This window comes from Mesorhizobium silamurunense, assembly GCF_014843825.1.
In the GTDB taxonomy this organism is placed as follows: Bacteria; Pseudomonadota; Alphaproteobacteria; order Rhizobiales; family Rhizobiaceae; genus Mesorhizobium; species Mesorhizobium silamurunense.
Genome location: NZ_JHQR01000340.1, coordinates 1 through 18898, shown reverse-complemented (window position 1 = coordinate 18898; position 18898 = coordinate 1). Strand labels below are relative to the sequence as shown.

At 66.0% G+C, this 18898-nt stretch carries 15 protein-coding genes; 7 read left to right on the top strand and 8 right to left on the bottom strand.

Annotation, left to right across the window (positions count from 1 at the left end):
* Positions 1–581 (top strand): M48 family metallopeptidase (locus DH10_RS31875; protein ID WP_192385722.1); only part of this gene is annotated, 581 nt, incomplete at its 5' end.
* A gap of 267 nt (positions 582–848) precedes the next feature.
* Here the strand turns inward: DH10_RS31875 and DH10_RS31870 are convergent.
* Complete coding sequence (locus DH10_RS31870; RefSeq protein WP_192252829.1) at positions 849–1067, bottom strand: hypothetical protein; 219 nt, start codon at positions 1065–1067, stop codon at positions 849–851.
* A gap of 107 nt (positions 1068–1174) precedes the next feature.
* On the opposite strand from DH10_RS31870, the gene DH10_RS31865 reads away from it, so the two are divergent.
* The 6 genes from DH10_RS31865 (at position 1175) to DH10_RS31840 (ending at position 6825) form a co-directional block, all read left to right on the top strand.
* Positions 1175–1834: a phosphoribosylanthranilate isomerase gene (locus tag DH10_RS31865; protein WP_192252955.1), complete on the top strand. Its 660-nt coding sequence runs from the start codon at positions 1175–1177 to the stop codon at positions 1832–1834.
* Between the two features lie 92 nt (positions 1835–1926).
* Complete coding sequence (trpB, locus tag DH10_RS31860) at positions 1927–3177, top strand: tryptophan synthase subunit beta (RefSeq protein WP_192252826.1); 1251 nt, start codon at positions 1927–1929, stop codon at positions 3175–3177.
* Positions 3178–3179: 2 nt separating this feature from the next.
* Positions 3180–4019, top strand: coding sequence for a tryptophan synthase subunit alpha (trpA, locus tag DH10_RS31855; protein WP_192252823.1), 840 nt, complete (start codon positions 3180–3182; stop codon positions 4017–4019).
* A gap of 35 nt (positions 4020–4054) precedes the next feature.
* Positions 4055–4981 (top strand): acetyl-CoA carboxylase, carboxyltransferase subunit beta, encoded by a 927-nt coding sequence (gene accD / locus DH10_RS31850; RefSeq protein WP_192252820.1) that lies wholly within the window; start codon positions 4055–4057, stop codon positions 4979–4981.
* Positions 4982–5043: 62 nt separating this feature from the next.
* Positions 5044–6369 carry a bifunctional folylpolyglutamate synthase/dihydrofolate synthase gene (locus DH10_RS31845; protein WP_192252817.1) on the top strand — a complete coding sequence of 442 codons (1326 nt, stop codon included), beginning with the start codon at positions 5044–5046 and terminating at the stop codon, positions 6367–6369.
* Between the two features lie 33 nt (positions 6370–6402).
* Positions 6403–6825, top strand: a complete 423-nt coding sequence (locus tag DH10_RS31840; protein ID WP_192252814.1) for a VOC family protein — start codon at positions 6403–6405, stop codon at positions 6823–6825.
* A 15-nt stretch (positions 6826–6840) separates the two neighbouring features.
* Here DH10_RS31840 and DH10_RS31835 read toward each other — a convergent pair whose 3' ends face one another.
* The 7 genes from DH10_RS31835 to DH10_RS31805 all read right to left on the bottom strand — a co-directional run.
* On the bottom strand, positions 6841–7122 hold the full coding sequence (locus DH10_RS31835; protein ID WP_192252810.1) for a cupin domain-containing protein: 282 nt from the start codon (positions 7120–7122) through the stop codon (positions 6841–6843).
* A 128-nt stretch (positions 7123–7250) separates the two neighbouring features.
* A complete protein-coding gene (gene trxA / locus DH10_RS31830; RefSeq protein WP_040972836.1) occupies positions 7251–7574 on the bottom strand; it encodes a thioredoxin in 324 nt (107 codons plus the stop codon).
* A 74-nt stretch (positions 7575–7648) separates the two neighbouring features.
* Positions 7649–11161: a double-strand break repair helicase AddA gene (gene addA, locus DH10_RS31825; RefSeq protein WP_192252808.1), complete on the bottom strand. Its 3513-nt coding sequence runs from the start codon at positions 11159–11161 to the stop codon at positions 7649–7651.
* Complete coding sequence (addB, locus tag DH10_RS31820; protein WP_192252805.1) at positions 11158–14277, bottom strand: double-strand break repair protein AddB; 3120 nt, start codon at positions 14275–14277, stop codon at positions 11158–11160. Before addB ends, addA begins: the two co-directional genes overlap by 4 nt.
* Positions 14274–14996 carry a nucleotidyltransferase family protein gene (locus DH10_RS31815; protein ID WP_246506314.1) on the bottom strand — a complete coding sequence of 241 codons (723 nt, stop codon included), beginning with the start codon at positions 14994–14996 and terminating at the stop codon, positions 14274–14276. Before DH10_RS31815 ends, addB begins: the two co-directional genes overlap by 4 nt.
* Positions 14993–16504, bottom strand: coding sequence for a tRNA (adenosine(37)-N6)-threonylcarbamoyltransferase complex ATPase subunit type 1 TsaE (gene tsaE, locus DH10_RS31810; RefSeq protein ID WP_192252802.1), 1512 nt, complete (start codon positions 16502–16504; stop codon positions 14993–14995). Before tsaE ends, DH10_RS31815 begins: the two co-directional genes overlap by 4 nt.
* Positions 16505–16511: 7 nt before the next feature.
* A partial coding sequence (locus tag DH10_RS31805) for a sensor histidine kinase (protein WP_192385721.1) occupies positions 16512–18898 on the bottom strand: 2387 nt, incomplete at its 5' end.

The following is an 18898-nucleotide window of genomic DNA, read 5'->3' as shown; positions in this document are numbered from 1 at the left end:
GCCTGCGCCGCGGCGAGGTGGAGAAGTTCCTCGACCGCCACCAGGACTGGCTGGAGCAGCGCCTGGCCAAGGTGCCGACGCGCCCGCAGGTGCGGCCCGGCATCAAGGTCCCCATCCGTGGCGTGCCGCACCGCATCGTCCATGAGCCGGCAAAACGCGGCACCGTCACCATTGCGCGCGACGAACGCGGCCCGCTGCTGATCGTCCATGGCGAGCGCGTGCACCTGCCGCGCCGCATCGCCGACTATTTGAAACGCGAGGCCAAGCGCGAGATCGAGAAGCTGGTGATCAAGCACACCGAGGCGATCGGCAAGCGCGCCAAGGCGATCCGGTACAAGGATACCTCCAGCCGCTGGGGGTCATGCACCTCGGAGGGCAATCTTTCCTTCTCATGGCGCATCATGATGGCTCCGCCGCCGGTGATAAATTACCTGGTGGCGCATGAGGTCGCGCATCTGAAAGAGATGAACCACGGCCCGAAATTCTGGAAGCTGTGCGAAAAGCTCTGCCCCGACACCGACCGCTGCAAGGACTGGCTGAAGCGCAATGGCGGCGCGTTGCAGGCGATTGTGTTTGAGTAAGGCTGGCGGCGGCTGGAAAGGGAACAAAAATTGCCACGCCGCGATCCTTCCCACCCCCCTCTGGCCTGCCGGCCATCTCCCCCGCAAGGGGGGAGATCGGATGTCGCCACGGCTTTCGCCAATCTCAAGCGTTGCAGGAAGGGCTAAGCGCCGAAGCTGCTGATCTCCCCCCTTGCGGACCCCTTGCGGGTGCCAGGCCAGAGGGGGGTGCTGTCCCGCCGGCTTTCCGCAATATCTTACATTTAGCATCGTACCGGCGTGAGCCGCTCAATCGTCATTCGCCGCGTTGAGTTCTTCCGGCTTCAGCCCTTCTTCGCCCTGGTGCGGCCACGGCAGGAAATTCCGGTCGAAGGCGTCGCTGCCGAAATAGTCCAGCGCCCGGTGCGCCTCGGCGCCGTTGAAGGCGGCCTTGTCCATCAGATGTGCGATCACCTCGCGCGCCTGCGCGATCTTCTGCCTGAGTTCTGCGACTGACTGGTCGGCCATTATCCTGCTCCCGCCTGGTTCCCTATATGAAAGGTAGTGTTTTCCGCTCGCCCGGCAACAGCATGCTTTTTCTCGACTCTTCGGCCGTTTCGTGCCAATCCCGCGCCATGACGCTCGACACCAAGATCTGCGGGTTGAAGACCGACGCCGCGATGGCCGCCGCCCTTGCCGGTGGCGCCAGCCATGTCGGCTTCATCTTCTTTGCCAAAAGTCCGCGCTTCATCGATCCGGCCGAGGCTGGCCGCCTGCGCCAGGCGGCTGCCGGCAAGGCCAAGGCGGTCGCCGTCACCGTCGATGCCGACGATGCCTTCCTGGACGAGATCGTCGCCAAGATGCGCCCCGACATGCTGCAGCTTCATGGCGCCGAAACGCCCGCGAGGGTGGCGGAACTGAAGGCTCGCTACGGCCTGCCGGTCATGAAGGTGCTGTCGGTCAGCGAAGCGGCGGATCTCGAACGGATAAAACCCTATATTGGCATTGCCGACCGCTTGATGTTCGACGCCAAGCCGCCAAAGGGGTCGCAATTGCCCGGCGGCAACGGCGTCGCCTTCGACTGGCGCATCCTTGCCGGCCTTGACGCCGGCCTCGATTACATGCTTTCCGGAGGGCTCAACGCCGCCAATGTCGGCGATGCCCTGAGACTGGCCAATCCGCCCGGAATAGACATCTCGTCGGGCGTGGAAAGCGCTCCGGGCGTCAAGGATCCGGCGCTGATCGAGCAGTTTTTCCGGGCCGTCAGGGCCGCGCGCGACGATCGCGCCGCCTGAACGAACTTTTCAAACCCGAGCATGTCCCGGAAAAGTGGGAACCGGTTTTCCGACAAGGACATGCTCGAAAGCCAAGACTTAGGAGATCGGCGATGAACAAGCCGGCCATGCCCAATTCCTTCCGCACCGGGCCCGACGAGCAGGGCATGTTCGGCATTTTTGGCGGCCGCTTTGTCGCCGAGACGCTGATGCCGCTGATCCTCGATCTCGAAGAGCAGTGGAACAAGGCCAAGAACGATCCGGAGTTCAAGGCCGAGCTGCAGAACCTTTCGACCCACTATGCCGGGCGGCCCTCAAAACTCTATTTCGCCGAAGGCCTCACCAAACATCTTCGTGAGGTTTCCTCGGCGAAGGGCCTCGGGGGCGGCGCCAAGGTCTATTTCAAGCGCGAGGACTTGAACCACACCGGCTCGCACAAGATCAACAACTGCCTCGGCCAGATCCTGCTCGCCAAGCGCATGGGCAAGAAGCGCATCATCGCCGAGACCGGCGCCGGCCAGCACGGCGTCGCCTCGGCGACCGTTGCGGCGCGCTTCGGCTATCCTTGCGTCGTCTACATGGGCGCCACCGACGTCGCCCGCCAGAGCCCCAACGTCTTCCGCATGAAGCTGCTCGGCGCCGAAGTGCGGCCGGTCACCGCCGGCCACGGCACGCTGAAGGACGCCATGAACGAAGCCCTGCGCGACTGGGTGACCAATGTTGAGGATACCTATTACCTGATCGGCACCGCCGCCGGCCCGCACCCCTATCCCGAGCTGGTGCGCGATTTCCAGTCGGTGATCGGCACGGAAGCGCGCGCCCAGATGCTGGAGCAGGAAGGTCGCCTGCCGGACGTCATCATCGCCGCCGTCGGCGGCGGTTCCAACGCCATTGGCCTGTTCCATCCCTTCCTCGACGACAAGGACGTGCGCATCATCGGCATCGAGGCCGGCGGGCGCGGCCTCGACGGCGTTGAGCACTGCGCCTCGATGAATGCCGGCAAGCCCGGTGTGCTGCACGGCAACCGCACCTATCTCCTGCAGAATGCGGACGGCCAGATCCTCGACGGTCATTCGATCTCGGCCGGCCTCGATTATCCGGGTGTCGGGCCCGAGCATTCATGGCTGCGCGATTCGGGTCGCGTCCAATATGAACCGATCCTCGACGACGAGGCGCTGGAAGCCTTCCAGCTGACGACCCGCGTCGAAGGCATCATCCCGGCGCTGGAATCCGCGCACGCCATTGCGCATGCGATGAAGATCGTGCCGACCATGGACAAGGACCAGATCGTCATCGTCAACCTGTCCGGCCGCGGCGACAAGGACGTGCACACGGTGGCCTCGATGCTGGGCATGGAGATCTGACAATGACCACCCGCATCGACCGCCGCATGGCGAAGCTGAAATCCGAGGGCCGTCCGGCCTTGGTCACCTACATCATGGGCGGCGATCCGGACTACGACACCTCTTTAGCCATCATGAAGGGGCTTCCCGAGGCCGGCGCTGACGTCATCGAACTCGGTATGCCCTTTTCCGATCCGATGGCCGACGGCCCAGCCATCCAGGCGGCGGGGCTCAGGGCGCTGAAAGGCGGCCAGACGCTGGTCAAGACGCTGAAGATGGCGTCCGAATTCCGAACCAGTGACGACGAAACGCCGATCGTTTTGATGGGATACTACAACCCGATCTACATCTACGGCGTCGATCGCTTCCTCGTGGACGCCAAGGCCAGCGGCATCGACGGCCTGATCGTCGTCGACCTGCCGCCGGAAATGGACGAGGAGCTCTGCATCCCGGCGCTCAAGGCCGGCGTCAACTTCATCCGGCTGGCGACGCCCACCACCGACGACAAGCGCCTGCCCAAGGTGCTGCAGAACACGTCAGGCTTCGTCTATTACGTGTCGATGACCGGCATCACCGGCTCCGCGCTCGCCGACACCGCAAAGGTTGCGGCGGCGGTCAAGCGCATCAAGGGCCATACGGCGCTGCCGGTCTGCGTCGGCTTCGGCGTCAAGACCGCCGAGCAGGCTCGCACCATCGGCGCCTCGGCCGACGGCGTCGTCGTCGGCACCGCGATCGTCAACGCGGTCGCCAACGTGCTCGGCCCCAAGGGCGAAAAGACCGCCGACCCGGCCGAGGCCGTCGCCACTTTGGTCAGCGGCCTTGCCCAGGGCGTCCGTTCGGCCCGCCTTGCTGCCGCCGAATAGTCATCCTACCTCTTCGTCAGGACAGGAGCCGACGCATGAACTGGATCACCAATTACGTCCGTCCGAAGATCAATTCGATGCTCGGCCGGCGCACCGACATGCCGGAAAACCTCTGGATCAAGGATCCCGAGACCGGCGAGATGATCTTCCACAAGGATCTCGAATCCAACCAGTTCGTCATCCCGGCTTCGGGCCATCACATGAAGATCTCGGCCAAGGAGCGGCTGAAATACTTCTTCGACGATGGCAAATACGAGACGCTGGAAAACCCCAAGGTCGTCCTGGACCCGCTGAAGTTCCGCGACGAGAAGCGCTACACCGATCGCCTCAAGGAGGCGAAAGCCAAGACCGGCCTGGAGGACGCGATCCTCAATGCCGCCGGCACCATCGATGGCCTGCCGGTCATCGTCACGGTGCAGGATTTCGCCTTCATGGGCGGTTCGCTTGGCATGGCGGCGGGCGATGCCATCGTGCACGCTTTCGAGGTTGCCTTGCAACGCAGGCGGCCGCTGATCCTGTTTGCCGCCTCCGGCGGCGCACGCATGCAGGAAGGCATTTTGTCCCTGATGCAGTTGCCGCGCACCACGGTCGGGGTCGACCGGCTGAAGGAAGCCGGCCTGCCCTATATCGTCGTGCTCACCAATCCGACCACCGGCGGCGTCACTGCGTCCTACGCCATGCTGGGCGACGTCCACATTGCCGAGCCCGGCGCGCTGATCGGCTTTGCCGGGCCGCGCGTCATCGAGCAGACCATCCGCGAGAAGCTGCCGGACGGCTTCCAGCGCGCCGAATATCTTATGGAGCACGGCATGGTCGACATGGTCGTCTCGCGTCTGGAGATGCGCCCGACGATCGCGCGGCTGTTGAGGATGCTGCTCAAGGTGCCGGAAGCCGAGAAGCCGCTTGAGCCGGAAATCCTGCCGCCGGCGGTTGTCAACGCCGAAGTGCGGCCGCAGGCCTGAGGCGACATCGTTCGCCTTGACCGCGATTGCGCGCCGGCTGCGCTGCGCCTAGGATTCCCACCATGACAACGCTCGCCGCCGATCGCGCAATCGAACATCTGATGACGCTCCACCCGAAGGGCTTCGACCTTTCGCTCGACCGCATCACCCGCCTGCTCGAGCGTCTCGGCAATCCGCAGGACCGGCTCCCGCCGGTCATCCACATCGCCGGCACCAACGGCAAGGGTTCCTGCGCTGCCTTCGCGCGGGCGCTGCTCGAGGCGGCTGGTCACCTCGTCCACGTCCACACCTCGCCGCACCTGGTGAACTGGCACGAGCGCTACCGGCTGGCCGCCGAGGGCGGCGGCAAGCTGGTCGACGATCACGTCTTTGCCGAGGCGATCGCACGCGTGGCGAAGGCCAATGGAGGCCAGAAGATCACCGTCTTCGAGATACTGACCGCCGTTACTTTCATTTTGTTTTCCGAGCATCCGGCCGAAGCCGCGATCATCGAGGTCGGTCTCGGCGGCCGTTTCGACGCCACCAATGTCATCGAGCGGCCTGCCGTGTCGGTGATCATGCCGATATCGATGGATCACGAAGCCTATCTCGGCGACCGCGTCGAGCTGATCGCGGCTGAAAAGGCCGGCATCATGAAGCGAGGTTGCCCGGTGGTGATCGGCGCGCAGGAAAGCGAGACGGCGCTTGAGGTGCTGATCGAGACCGCCGAGAGGCTCGACTGCCCGACCGTCGTCTACGGCCAGGATTTCCTGGCCTTCGAGGAAAACGGCCGCATGGTCTATCAGGACGAGGACGGCCTGATGGACCTGCCGCTGCCGCGCCTGCCGGGGCGGCACCAGTTCGCCAACGCCGCCGCTGCGATCGCCGCGGTCAAGGCTGCCGGCTTCGAGATCGGTCACCGCGCTGCCGAAAAGGCGATGGCACAAGTCGCCTGGCCGGCCCGGATGCAGAAATTGTCGCAAGGCCGTCTGGTGGACCTGGCGCCCAAGGGCTCCGAGATCTGGCTCGACGGCGGTCACAATCCGGGCGCCGGGGTCGTGATCGCCGAAGCGCTGGCCGAGCAGGAGGAAAAGAACCCGCGCCCGCTGATCCTCATCTCCGGCATGATCAACACCAAGGACCAGAGCGGCTATTTCAGCGCCTTCAAGGGGCTCGCCCGGCATGTCTACACGGTGCCGGTCAGCAAGAGCGATGCCGGCGTGCCGAACGACGAGCTGGCGCTGCGCGCCACCGAGGCCGGCCTGTCCGCCGAGCCGGTCAGCTCCGTCGCCAGTGCGCTGATGTTGTTGCGCGACTCATGGGATGGCCCTGCGCCGCGCATCCTCATCGGCGGCTCGCTCTATTTCGCCGGCGCGGTGCTGGACGAGAACGGCACGCCGCCGACCTGATAGAGGCACCCCGAGGAATCGCGAGGAACCGGCATGATCAAGGTGAAGCAGCTCGCCCATGTCTGCATCTTCGCGCATGACCTGGAGGCGACGCGAGGCTTCTACCGCGACGTGCTCGGCATGGACACAAGGTTCAATTTCCTGCGCGATGGAAGAATCTTCGGCTTCTATCTCGATTGCGGCGGCCGCAGCCATGTCGAGGTCTTCGAGAGAGCCGAGGCCCATTACAGCGACCGCAACCAGATCAACCACTTCTGCCTGGAGGTGGAAGACATCGATGCGGCCATCGCCCATATCCGTTCGAAGGGCGTCGCGGTCACGCCGAAAAAGCTCGCCTGCGACGACACCTGGCAGGCATGGATCGCCGACCCCAACGGCGTGAGGATCGAGCTGTTCGAATACACGGCCAAAAGCGCGCAATTTGCCGGCGGCGATCGCGTCGCCGACTGGAGATGATGCCTGACTTGAAGGTTACTTCAGCTCGATTTCGATGAAGGCGTATTCGCCGTCATTGGCGTTGATGACGTCGTGCTCGACGCCTTCCCTGCGGAAATAGGGCGCGCCTTTTTTCATCTCGGCGAAGGATACGCCGTCCTTGGTCACCAGCTTCACCTTGCCGTCCATCAGCGGCACCACGACATAGTCATGGCCATGGCGGTGCCAGCCGGTGTTGGCGCCCGGGGCGAAACGGTATTCGGTGACGATGACCCGCTCATTGTCGATGAACACGGTGGCCTTGGCTGTTCCGGTCATGAACTCCTCCTTTTCTGTAGAAGAGGAGATGGCAGGTCTCAGCGTCAGGGCCAGAGCGCCGTCAGCGATGGCGCCAAGAAAAAGCCCGGCACGATGGCCGGGCTCATCAGTCGAATCTTTGGATTGGCTCAGGCGAGGCTGCCGTTGATCCAGTGCGACAGCGCGGTCTTCGGCGCCGCGCCCACCTTCATGTCGGCCACTTCGCCGCCCTTGAAGATCATCAGCGTCGGGATCGAGCGCACGCCGTACTGCGCGGCCAACTCGGGATTCTCGTCGATGTTGAGCTTGGCGACCTTGATCTTCGAACCGAGCTCCTTGGCGATGTCTTCCAGCGCCGGGGCGATCATCTTGCAGGGACCGCACCACTCGGCCCAGAAATCCACCACGACCGGCTCCTTGGCGTTGAGCACATCGGCCTGGAAATTGCCCTTGTCGACCTTGACGGTGGCCATGCTGAAATCCTTTCGAAAACTCGGGTTGCACCAAATGTGGTGGTTGTGGCGGCGATGTTCAAGCAGTTCTTGTGTCACGCTCGTGTGAGTCGGGCAAGGGCATCGTCCATGGCCTTTGCCGGCAGCTCAATCAGCCTGGGCGCCTCGGTGAAGAGCAGCGCCGCCGTCACCTCGCGGCCCGGATAGAGCGGCTGAAGCAGCGCGCGGTAGAGCGCGAGCTGCAGCACATAGGCCGGCGGCACTTCGGTCAGGCTCGCCGGCGCCGGCCGGTTGGTCTTGTAGTCGACGATCGAGACTTTTTCCGGCGTGACGGCCAGCCGATCGATCTTGCCGGAGATGGAGCGCAGCTTGCCCTTCGCTTCCAGGCTGCCCATGACCGCGACCTCGGCCCGCGAGGACGGCGAGAACAGCGCGCCGAACCGGCTATCGGAGAGGATGGAGAGCACCGCTTCCAACGACTTGTCGCGCTCGCCCGCCGGCCAATCGGCGCCGGCGCGCGCCAGATAGCGTTCCGCCGCGTCAGGCCTGTCCTCCTCGACGATGCCGGGCAGCATCTGTAGCAATTTGTGCAGGGCCAGCCCGCGCATCACGGCGAAGCCGGGCTCGGCCACGGCGTCGAGCACCGGCGAGCGTATGTCGGGCAAGCTTTCCGTCGTCTCGTCGATCAGCGCCGAGGCGCCGGAGGGCGACAGCGGTCGCGGCAGATCCTCATAGGGCGGCAGCGGCTGGAACAGGCTGTCCGGCAACGGCGCCGCGTGATCGAATGGCGTTGTCTCGTCGGCCCGCGCGAGAGCCACCGGCGGCAGCTTGGTCATGTGGAAGCGATGCACGGCCACCTCGGCCGTTGCCGGGTGCCGGCGCTCCGCGCTTTCGGGCTCACCCAACAGCGCCCGGCTGACGATCGAATGCCAGGTTCCGGTGCTCGGCGCCCGCTTGCCGTGATAGCCGCAGACGATCAGCCGATCCTCGGCGCGCGTCATGCCGACATAGAGCAGCCGCCGGTATTCGTCGTCGGCCAGCTCGCGCGCCCGCGCCGAAGCCGCCCGCGAAACGCCGTTGGCGACGTCGCTGGCCGAGCGCCAGAGATAGCCCTTGCCCTTCCACTCACCGCCCGAGCCTTCGAAGGCCATCAGCCGCGGCAGATGCTGGTCGCTAAACGGCGCCGAGCCGCCATCGACCAGGAAAACGACCGGCGCTTCCAGGCCCTTGGCGGCATGCACGGTCATGACGCGCACCTCGTCGCGGGTCTGGTCCATCTCGCGCTTGATCTCGGGGCCGCTGTTTTCGAGCGTCGAGAGGAAGGATTCCAGTCCCGGGAGGCCGGCGCGCTCCTCGGCCAGACAAAAACTCAGGAATTCGTCGAGAATGTCGCCGGCTTCCGGCCCGAGCCGCGCCGTCATCTTGCGGCGCAGGCCGTCGCGCGCCAGCGCGGCGGCGTAGAACTCGAACACCGGCTTGAAGGCGACCTCGTTCGCCCAGGCGTCGAGCCGGCCAACGATAGCGACCAGGGCTTCGTCTCCGACAGCATGCTGCCTCAGCGAGGCAATCAGCGACTGGCCTTTCGGTCTCTCGCCGGCGAGCGCCAGCAAGGTCTCCTCGGAAACCTCGAAGATCGGGCTGCGCAGCACGGCGGCCAAGGACAGGTCGTCCTCCGGCTGGATCAAAAAATGGCCGAGCGCGATCAGGTCCTGCACGGCGATATGGCCGGGCAGGCTCAGCCTGTCGGCGCCGGCGACCGGAATCTGCCGGTTCTTGAGGCTTCGCGACAGCGCGTGCACAAAGCGGTCGCGCTTGCGCACCAGGACAAGAATGTCGCCGGCCGTCAGCTTCCGGCCCTTGCCTTCGATGATCTCGCCATTGCGCAACCAGCTCTGGATGGTCGTGGCGACATGCTCGGCCACCCGCAGCGCGGGCGCGCTGGCGTGGTTGACCGGCAAGGTCCAGTCGTCCGGCTCCTCGACCATTTCGGCGCCGATCGAAGGCCACACCTCGACATAGCCCGGCGCATCGATGCGGATCGCCTTGTGGCTGAGCGGATCGGGATCGTGGCTGATGCCGCGCCGCACGCCCGGCTCCGCAAAGACGCGGTCGACGGCGGCAAGCACGTCGTCGCTGGAGCGGAACGACCAGGTGAGCTTCAGGTCGGCGAAGGAGGCTTCCGCATCGCGCACCCGCCCGGCAAACAAAAGCCGGCTTTCGGCAAAGGAATCGGGTGCCGCCCCTTGAAAGGAATAGATCGACTGCTTCTCGTCGCCGACGGCGAATACCGTGCGCTTGACCGCTTCGCGCTGGCCGAGCCCGGCAAAGAACTCTTCCGTCAGCTTCTTCACCACCTCCCACTGGTCGGGGCTGGTGTCCTGCGCCTCGTCGAGCAGGATGTGGTCGATGCCCTGGTCGAGCTTGAACTGCACCCAGGGGCCGGCATCAGGCCGCGACAACAGGCTGACGGTGCGGGTGATCAGGTCGTTGAAGTCGAGGAAGCCGCGGCTTCGCTTCAGTTGCTCGTAGCGCGCTATCAGCCAGCCGGCGACGGTGAGCGCGGCGGCCGTACCCTCGAGCATGCGGAACAGCGCCAGCCGGTCCGACACGTCGAGGATCGCCTTGGCCGCCGCAAGATAACGCACCGGCAGGTCCGGCAGCCGATCGACCAGCGCCTTCTTGAAGATCTTCGGCGGATCGTAAGGGTCGCCATCGGATCGCAGGAAAGCCTTGGCGAGCAGCCGCAGCCGTCGGATCGGATCGGCCTCGGCAAAGGCGCCTCGCGCATAGGGCAGAACATTGTTCAGCACCTGCCGCGCCTCGGCGGCTTCAGCGGCGCGCGCGAATTCGTTGAACTCACCGGACGCAAAGCCCGGCAGCGGCCATACCGAAGCGGCGATGCCCTCGGCCGTCTGACCGGGCCTGAAACCGAATTCGGCGAAGAGCGGCCGGAAATCCCGGTCCTTGCCGATCTTGGCGATGAAGCCGCGCAACTCGTCGCGCTTGCCGACGATCTCGGAGAGCAGCATGTCGAGCCCGAATTCGCCGCCGCGCTCCAGCACCGTGGCAAAGGCTTCCGCCAGGCCTTCGACGCCGGCGCCCGCCCCCGAGATCATGTCGCGGCGCGCATCCGCGAACAGCGAGGCCTCCATCTGCGGATCGAGCATCTCGAAATGGGCAGGAATGTTGGCTTCGAGCGGGAACTGGTGCAGCACCGATTCGCAGAAGGCGTGGATGGTCTGGATTTTTAGGCCGCCCGGCGTCTCAAGCGCCTCGGCGAACAATCGGCGTGCGCGCCGCATGGTGTCGCGGTCGGCGCCGCGCCCGTCGAGCGTGGCGATCCTCACCGCAAGCTCGGCATCGGGCAAGGCCGTCCATTCCGACAGGGTGGAAAAGACCCGGTTCGACATGTTGGCGGCGGCGGCGCGCGTATAGGTCAGGCACAGGATCTTCGATGGATCGGTGCCGTTGAGCAGAAGCCGGATGACGCGCTGCGCCAGCACATGAGTCTTGCCGGACCCGGCATTGGCCGACACCCAAGCGGAATTTTGCGGGTCGGAAGCCCGCGCCTGACTGGCGGCGGTATCGGAGGGGATCGGATATTTCATCCTTCCGCCTCGTCTTCGCTTGCGCCGCCCGCCGACCATTCCAGCACACGGGCGAGATGGTCATAATCGCCGTCGGCCTCGCCCTCGCGGAAAGGCAGCGCGCGAGACAGATAGCCCGTCTGCGGGTCGACATAGTGCAAGAGCAATCGCTCCAGCCGCGCCCAGGCTTCCTCGGCAAGCTCGTTGGCGGTTTTCGGCTTGCGGTTGTATTCGAGGATCGATTCCTCGAACACCTCGCCATTCGGCTTCAGCCGCACGAAGGCAAGCTGCGAAGGTTCGCAAATGCCGAGATCCTTGAAGGCGCCGCGTCTGAGCAGCGCGCCTTCGAGCGCCAGCTGCGGCGACAACAGCGTGTGCGCTTGCGCCTTCGAGGGCGAGGAGCCGGTCTTGTAATCAAGGATATCGGCCATGCCGCCTGCGAGCAGGTCGACGCGGTCGGCATAGCCGGAGAGCGTGACGCCGGTGCGACCCACGACCGTCTTCTCAGCGCGCTCCTCGGCATGGCGCCTGGCGACGGCTTCGGCGCGGCCATGCTCCCATTCGATGATGTTTTCGGCGAGCCTTTCGAAGCGCGGCCACCACACCGCCTCGATGTCGGGCGGAAGCGCTGCACCGGCAAAGCAGATGCGCCCGGCTTCGATGAGGCTCGCCAGTGCGCCCGGCGCCCTGGGATCCTCCACCCGCCGCGAGAACAGGTGCAGGATTTCGTGGAACAGCGTGCCGCGTTCGGCAGCACCAGGATCGCGGATCACCGGGTCGAGCGGCATCAGGCCGAGAATACGCCGGGCATAGATCGCATAGGGGTCGCGGCGCAGCGTCTCGATCTCGGTGACCGAGAAATGCTGTGGCCGCAGGTGCAGCGGCGGCTTCGGCAGCGGGCGCGCCGCGAAATCCTTCCTTTCGCCGGCGTCGAGCGCCCGCGCCCAGCCAAGCAGCGTGTCGCCGCGCCGGCTAAGTACCGTCGCCTGGTCCTTGCCGATGAAGGTGAGGATGCGCTGCAGCCAGCGCGAAGGTACGGCCGGCGCGTCGCCGGATCGCGCCGAACGCGTCAGCACCACCGTTTCGGTGCCCATCGCCATCTGGAAATCATGTGCCGCAAGGCCGATGCGCCGCTCCGGCGGCTCGAGGTCGATGCCGGTCTTCATCAGCCGCGACATGAAGCGGTCGCTCTCCGGCTTGCGCGGCCACACGCCTTCATTGAGCCCGCCGATGACGAGCGTGTCGACGCTCTGCAGCCGGGCCTCCAGCGCGCCCCAGATGGCGATGTTGCGGTCGGTGCCCTGCGCCGGCTTGACCGTTTCCGGCGCGATCAGCGCCTCCATCACATCCGGCCATTCGCTCGCCGCGAAAGTGAAGGACGAGGATGCGGCGACCAGCCCGCGCAGCAGCTCGGCGAGCTTCTCGCCGGCGTCGCCGGCATAGAGTTCGGTCAGGCTGCCGTCGGCCGCGCGGCCAAGGCCTTCCAGCGCGACGACGCTCGCCCGCGTCAGCGTCGCGATTTCGTCGTCCTGCTCGCCGCGCATAGTCGTGAGCGGCGACAGCGCATCGGTAAGACGGCCAAGCACGTCCCGCGCGTGCTCGATACCCCGCACGGTAAGGCGCGGGAACCAGAAAGGCGGACGGCTATCGCTGCCGAGGCCGGCGAGCCGCGTCTCGAAAAGCTCACCCAGCGAGGCGATATCCGGCCGACCGGTGCCTCCGCGCAGTGCCACCAGCTCGATCAATTCTGCCGCCTTGCGAACGATCTGGCGTTCGAGGCCGAGGCCAAGCAGTGGATGCTTGAGCAGTGACACCAAGCCTACCGGATCGCCGGGCCGGAACGCGGTGTTCAGCGCCAGCCGGAGCAGGCTTGCTGCCGGCGTATTGCTTAGCGGTGCGCCGCCGGAATCGTCGGCGACGACTCCAAAGCGCAACAGCTCGGCCGAAACCCGCCGCGCCAAGGCGCGGTCGCCGGTGACGAGCGCCGCGCGCTTTCCCGGCGCTTCAACCGCGCGCTTGAGCGCGATCGCGATCGCCACCGCTTCGTCGCGTTCGTTGGCCGCTTCCACCAGCGTCATGCCAGCCAGTGCCTGTTCGACGTCATTTGCCGCGAAACGTGGCCGCGTCTCTGTCCAGTACTCGGTGGTCTCGGCCGGCCGCAGCGCCTCGCCGACAAGAGCGGCGCGCAGCGCAAGATGCGGGGCGGCGGCGCCGATCTCCTCGATATCGCGGCGTGGAACGCCGATACTGCCGATCAGCTTGGCGAGACCGTATTGCGGATGGCCGAGCGTGGCCGGCCGCGCGCCGGGCGCCGTAATAGCCGCGAAGGACGCATCGTCCAGCTCGCGGTCGAGGCCTGGCAGTATAACGGCGCCGTTAGGCAACCCGGCGATCACGGCAAGCAATTCGGCGGTCGCGGGGATAGAGCCGGTCGAACCGGCGGCGATCACCGGCCCGGTCGGCGGATTGCGCTTCAGCCGCGCCGCCTCGAGCCGGATCAGCGCGCTGCGGTGCGCGGCCGGATTGGAGCGATTGCGTTCTTCAAGCAGCTGCGGCCAGTTGTCGGTGACGATGCCGAGGAAATCGAGCGTCACCTGCCACCAGCCGGCGAGGTTGCCGGTGACCAGCGTTGCGAGCTTCGCCCAATCCGTGCCCTCGGTCTCGATCTCGTCCATCAGCCGCGCGAGGTCGCGCGCCAGCCAGATGGCATCGGCGGCCGAGGCCGGCACCACGAATTCCTCGTTGAATCGAGCCCTGACATGCGCCGGCAGGCTTTCCTTCCAGGCGCGCACCAAAGGCGCGAGCAGCAGCAGCCGCTCCTGTGCGGCGATCGGCGGCGCAAGATCGATTGCCGGTGCCGCCTGGGCGTCGAAGGCCGCCTCGTCCTCGTCGAACTCGCCGAGCGGCCGCACCGTCGGGAGAATGGCTGAACGCTTGCCGAGCATGTCGACGAAAGCGCCGCGTAGCGCGCGCGTCGCGCGCCGCGTCGGCACATAGATCGTGGCGTCGGCGAGCGCCAGCGGATCGCCGTCGAAGCGGAAGCCCGGGATCAGGCGGCCGTCGAGCAACGCCTCCGCCAGCGTCGGCAGGAACGGCGCTCCGGGCGGGATGGAAAAGACGCGGCGCGAGCCGCTCATACCGCCTTCGCTAGCGCGCCGGTAACCGCCGCTTCGGCCGCCGGAATGGCGTCCGGCGTGCCGACAGTGATCCAGCGGCCTCTCATCGCCATCCCGAATAGGCGGCCGGCGGCGATCGCCTTGTCGAAATAGACATTGAGCGAATGTGAACCCGTCGGCGCGTCCTTGAAAATGCGCGGATGGACGATTGCGGCACCGGCATAGATGAGGCCGGCCGGATCGCCCTTCGAGCGCCGCAACGCACCGTCCGAAGCCACCAGGAAGTCGGTGCCGACGCAGTGTCCGGTCGCTGAGTCGAGATCGGTGAGCATCAGCAGAATATCCATTCTGGCAGCGTCCCATGCAAGGGCAAGACGCTCAAGGCTGGGTTTACCGCTGTCGATCCAGAAGGTATCGGCATTGATGATGTAGAAGGGCTCGCTGCCCAGGAGCGGCAGCGCCTTGACGATGCCGCCAGCCGATTCCAGCAGGGCCTCGCGCTCGTCGGAAATGACGATCGTCGGCGCCCGGCGAGCGGCGACATGGGCGATGATCTGCTCCGGCAGGTAATGCACGTTGACGATCGCCCTGGTGACGCCGGCCGCTTCCAGGCTGTCCAGCCCCCAGTCGAGCAAGGTCTTGCCGGCGATCTTCACCAGCGGCTTCGGTATCGTGTCGGTGATCGGCCGCATGCGCTTGCCGAGGCCGGCCGCAAGCACCATCGCGGTCTTCGGCTTCATGGCGAGCGTTCCTCCAGGAGGCCGTGGGCCATGTAAAATTCCTTCAGGCCGCCAAGCGCCGGATGCGCCAGCGCCCGCCTCAGATAGTCGCGGATGCGCGGCAGGTGTTTCAGATAGTAAGGCTTGCCGTCGCGCTTTTCGAGCCGCACGAAGATGCCGAGGATCTTCGAATTGCGTTGCGCCGCCATGATCGCATAGGCCTCGGCAAAACCGGCGTCGTCGAAGGCGCCCGCGCCACGCCGTGCGGCCATGTAGGCCTCGACCGCTCGCCGCTCGATCTCGGGCGGGACGGTGACGCGCGCATCCATGGCGAGCGAGGCGACATCATAGGCAGCCGGCCCGATCAGCGCGTCCTGCACGTCGACGATGCCGAGCCGGTCGAGGCCGGAACGCTCTGCGCGCCAGATGATGTTGGGCGAATGGAAGTCGCGCAGCATCAGCGTGTATTCGCGGGCTTCGAGCCGGTCGAGCAAGGCATTCCATTCCTTGTGGTAGTCGGCCCGCAATGCATCGCTTGCCGGCTTGCCTGAAATCCACGGCACATACCAGTCGACCAAAAGGTCTGCCTCGATCAGCATGGCGTCGCGATCGAAGGGTGGCACGTCGTGGAACACGCCCGGCGCGGCCTCCATGCGGTTCGGCCACGCCTTGCCATGCATCATGGCGAGCAGCTCCGCCGCTGCCTCGTAGCGTTCGGCGATGGGCTCACCGTCGCTGCCCAAAAATCCCTCCGAGCCGAGATGTTCGAGCAGCAAAAAGCCCTGGTCCAGGTCTTGCGCATGGATCACCGGCACGCTGACGCCGGCGGCAAGAAGCGCGCGGTCGATGGCGGCGAAGGCGGTGACCGATTGGGCCGTGTGGGCGATTACCGCATAGGGCTTGCCGTCGCGCACGGGCGGACCGAGCACGAGGCGGGGCGAGTTCATCAGCACGCGCGGCGCCTGGCCGGGTAGCGAGACGATCTCATAGGAGCGGGCGGACGCATCGCCGACGAAATGGCGGCGGCTCGCCTCCCCCCAGCCCGCCAAGGCCAGGAAATCGCGCATCGCCAGCGAGCGCGCGACGCGCTCGAGCGCGGTTCCCTGTCCGGAGATTCTTGCCGACCGGCCCTCGCCCTTCTCGGCAAGCTCGACTTCGAGCGCATCTGCCGGCAGCTGGTTCCCGGCCCGTTCCGGCCATTCGATCAGCGCCGCGCCCTGCGCCAGCGCGTCGTCGAGGCCGAGCTCGTCGAGCTCGTCCGGCGAGGACAGGCGGTAGAGATCGAAATGATGGACCGGTATCCGCGTCTCGTAACTCTGCACCAGCGTGAAAGTCGGGCTCGGCACTTCGAGGTTGCTGTCATCGGCAAGCGTCCGGATCAGGGCACGGGCCAGCGTCGACTTGCCGGCGCCGAGATCGCCTTTGAGCGCGATCGCGTCGCCTGCCCGCAACGCCATGGCAAAGTCTTCGCCTAGCCTTGCCGTCGCCGCCTCGTCGGCGAGAAAACGTTCCAATACCGTCTCTGCCAAAGCGCGTTTACTCGGCCGCTTCGCGGATGCCGCCCGAAGGCGTGTCTGGGAAGGTGCAGATGACCGTGGTGCCTTTGTCAATGCCGGTCTCGATGCGCACCGTTCCGCCATGCAATTCGACGAAGCTCTTGACGATCGACAGCCCCAACCCGGCGCCGCGCCGGCGGCCGCCATTGGCGCGCGGCTCGAAGCGGCGGAAGACCGATTCCAGCACGTCCGGCGGCATCCCGGGCCCGTCGTCATGGACGGAGAATTCGACCCCTCCCGCGAGCTGACGGCAGGTGAGCGTGATCGTGCTCGCCTCCGGCGCGTAGTTGGCGGCATTGCTCAGGAGATTGTAGAGGATCTGGCGGACACGGATCTCGTCGCCATGGAAGCTCTTTGGCGCTGCCGCGGCGTCGACCTGGAGCTTGATCGAGTGCTCCTCCAGGCGGTCGGCGACCAGCTCGGCCGCCGCCGCGATCGTCCTGTCGATGCTCATCTCGGAAATGTCGAGCTGCATGATGCCGGCGTCAACCGTCGCCAGGTCCAGTATGTCGTTGACGATGGTGAGCAGCACCGAGGACGACGAGCCGACATGCTCGACATATTCGCGCTGCTTCGGCGTCAGCGGTCCGGTGGTGGGCAGCGACAACAGCTCGGTGAAGCCGATGATGTTGGTCAGCGGCGAGCGCAGTTCGTAGGAAACATGCTGCACGAACTCGTTCTTCAACTGGTCGGATTTCTCCAGCGCCTCGTTCCTGTCCTTCAGCGCCCGTTCGACATTGACGGTGTCGGTGACGTCGACGAAGGTCATCATCACTTGCCCGTTGGGCAGGTGGATCACCGCATAGCTCAGCACCGTGCCATTGACGAGCTCGGTCTGGCCGTGGCGGTCGCGGCGCTCGTCGTCGAAGCCGGTGATGGCGGCGACGAAGCCGCCCCACGGACTGTCGGCAGCGCGCCGGTCGCAAAGATCGCGGATCGTCGAGACATGCACGTTCGGCTTGATCGCGTCCGGCGTCAGCCCCCACAGCGCGATGAAGGCGGGATTGGACAGGCGAAGCCGTCCGTCAGGGCCGAACACCGCCACGCCTTCCGCCAGGTTGTCCAGCGTCTCGCCCTGCACGCGCACCGCGGTCTGGTAGCGGCTTTCGAGGTCCATCTTCTCGGTCAGGTTCTCGAACACCCAAGTGACGCCGCCCTTGGGCTGCGGGTTGGCCACCACGCGGATCGTCTTGCCGTCCGGCAGGTGCCACCAATGCTCCTGTGATTCGACGGCGCGATAGGCGCCGAGCAGGTTCTCCTTCCAGCGCCGCCATTCCGGCTGCTCGGCGATCTTGCCTTCGCTGCGCAGCCGGTCGAGCAGCAGCGCATTGGAGGGGGCGCTGTGCAGGAAGCCGCCGTCCAGGCCCCACAATTTTTGGAATGCCTGGTTGAAGAAGCGCAGGTTTTCGTCCGTATCGAAGATCGCCACAGCCGTGTTGAGCTGGTCCAGCGTGTCGGCATGGCTGCGCACGGTGCGCTCATATTCGGCGCGGATCGTCTCGATGGCGCTGATGTCGCAGGCGAGCCCCGCCGAGCCGTCGGCGCTGGCGAAGTCGGTGACCGAGAACATGTGGCGATCGCCCTCGATCACCGTCGACAAGGTCTGCTCGAAGACAGGGCGCGACTTGTGCTGCTCGGCGATCTGCTCGCGCGCCTGTCCGCCAAGGAACTCCTTGGCCTCGCGCACGGCCGCCTCCGCGCCTTCCGCTTCCACCGCCTCGGCATAGGCGCGGTTGACCCATTTCAGCCGCCCGTCGGCCGCGCGCAGCCATGTCGGCATCTTCAGCGCGTCGAGCAGGCCGAGCATGGTGTCGTAGTCGGCGCTGAGCCGCTGGTTCTCGATCTTCAGCCGGGCCTGGCTGCGCAGGGTTTCCGACAGCGAGACGAAGCGGACCAGCACATGCATGGCGCTCTTGCGGCCATGCACCTCGAGCGGCATGCCCGCCTGCGTTTCGATGATCAGGTCGAAAGCCTTCGCCTGGTCGCGGAGCGCTGCGATGGCGTTCTCCAGCGCCGCCGCGGAGCGCGGCATCAGCCAGCGGCCGAAGGCGAGGAAGGCCGACCGTTCGTCCGGCGCGCCGCTTTCGAGCGGCAGGCTGCCGATCAGTTCCGGCTTCTTGGTCTCGGAACTCCACACGACGACGCGCTGGTCGCGCAAATTGAGCAGCGCTTCGGAGCGCTGCAGGGCCGCGTTCACGTCGGCGATGCGCGCCCTGAGCTGGACGTTTTGCGAGGCCGTCCGTGCCCGCTCGCGGATCAGGAAGATGGCGGAGACGAGTGCCGCTCCCATGACGCCGGCGAACATGGCAAGCTGCATCACCTCGACCGTGCCGACCGCCGGCGACGCCTGTGCGATGCCGGTGTCGG

Bases quoted from the DNA above. Each gene is read 5' to 3' on its own strand.
- DH10_RS31870 (WP_192252829.1), bottom strand. From the start codon at position 1,067: ATGGCCGACCAGTCAGTCGCAGAACTCAGGCAGAAGATCGCGCAGGCG.
- DH10_RS31865 (WP_192252955.1), top strand. From the start codon at position 1,175: ATGACGCTCGACACCAAGATCTGCGGGTTGAAGACCGACGCCGCGATG.
- trpB (WP_192252826.1), top strand. From the start codon at position 1,927: ATGAACAAGCCGGCCATGCCCAATTCCTTCCGCACCGGGCCCGACGAG.
- trpA (WP_192252823.1), top strand. From the start codon at position 3,180: ATGACCACCCGCATCGACCGCCGCATGGCGAAGCTGAAATCCGAGGGC.
- accD (WP_192252820.1), top strand. From the start codon at position 4,055: ATGAACTGGATCACCAATTACGTCCGTCCGAAGATCAATTCGATGCTC.
- DH10_RS31845 (WP_192252817.1), top strand. From the start codon at position 5,044: ATGACAACGCTCGCCGCCGATCGCGCAATCGAACATCTGATGACGCTC.
- DH10_RS31840 (WP_192252814.1), top strand. From the start codon at position 6,403: ATGATCAAGGTGAAGCAGCTCGCCCATGTCTGCATCTTCGCGCATGAC.
- DH10_RS31835 (WP_192252810.1), bottom strand. From the start codon at position 7,122: ATGACCGGAACAGCCAAGGCCACCGTGTTCATCGACAATGAGCGGGTC.
- trxA (WP_040972836.1), bottom strand. From the start codon at position 7,574: ATGGCCACCGTCAAGGTCGACAAGGGCAATTTCCAGGCCGATGTGCTC.
- addA (WP_192252808.1), bottom strand. From the start codon at position 11,161: ATGAAATATCCGATCCCCTCCGATACCGCCGCCAGTCAGGCGCGGGCT.
- addB (WP_192252805.1), bottom strand. From the start codon at position 14,277: ATGAGCGGCTCGCGCCGCGTCTTTTCCATCCCGCCCGGAGCGCCGTTC.
- DH10_RS31815 (WP_246506314.1), bottom strand. From the start codon at position 14,996: ATGAAGCCGAAGACCGCGATGGTGCTTGCGGCCGGCCTCGGCAAGCGC.